A 1068-nucleotide genomic window follows, 5' to 3' on the forward strand; every position below is an offset into this window, starting at 1 on the left:
ACGTGGGCGCCTACGGCTTCAAGGACGCCGGCGACGGCGACGCCAAGACCCGCTTGCGGCTGGAAGAAATCGAAGCGTCCGGCAAGCATTTCGAAGGCGCCGGCAACGACCGCTACGCCATGCCGGGTCGCAGCTTTACCTTGACGGAACACTTTGACGACGGCTCGAAAAACTTCCTGATCCTGGAAGTGCGCCACACGGCCAGCAACAATTACCAGGTGAATGTGGAAACGCCGTCGTACTACGAAAACCGCGTCTCCTGCATCCGCAAGCAGATTCCATGGCGTCCGGGGCGCGGCTACAACAGCATCGAGCCGAAGATTTACGGGCTGCAAACTGCGCTGGTGGTGGGGCCGAAGGGCGAAGAGATTCACACCGATAAGTACGGCCGCGTGCGCGTGCAGTTCCACTGGGACCGCATCGGCGAATACGACGAGAAAAGCTCGGCGTGGATCCGCGTGGCTACCTCGTGGTCGGGCGCCAACTTCGGCGTGACGGCGATTCCGCGCATCGGCTCGGAAGTGATCGTCCAGTTCATGGACGGCAACCCGGATCGGCCGTTGGTGACCGGCATGGTGCCAAACGAAGACACCATGGTGCCGTGGACGCTGCCTGAGAACAAGACCCAGAGCGGCGTGCTGACGCGTTCCACGCCGAAGGGCAACTACAACACCGCCAATGCCTTGCGTTTCGAGGATAAAAAGGGCCAGGAACAGTTGTGGCTGCATGCCGAGAAGGACCAGCTGACCGAGGTCGAGCACGACGAGGACAAGTGGGTTGGGAACGATCGCCGCAAGACCATCGACCGGGATGAGACCACCCTCGTCAAGCGCGACCGTACGGAGACCGTGGACCGCGATGAAACGATTACGGTACACAACAACCGCAAGGAGCGGGTCGATCATGACGAGACCATCAGCATCGGCGACAACCGCACCGAGGATGTGGGGATCAACGAGACCATCACGATTGGGGCGAACCGGACCAAGACCGTGGTGCAGAACGAGACCGATAGCATCGGTGGGGCCTGGACCATTACTGTTGCCAAGATGAAGACGGAAACCATTG

Annotated in this window: 1 protein-coding gene; it reads left to right on the top strand. The window is 60.7% G+C overall.

Annotated elements, in window-relative coordinates:
• Positions 1-1068, top strand: a 1068-nt coding sequence (locus F2P46_RS38980; RefSeq protein WP_166899291.1) for a type VI secretion system Vgr family protein, incomplete at both ends; no start/stop codon positions are given.

Source organism: Massilia sp. CCM 8734 (genome assembly GCF_011682155.1).
GTDB lineage: Bacteria > Pseudomonadota > Gammaproteobacteria > Burkholderiales > Burkholderiaceae_D > Telluria_A > Telluria_A rubra.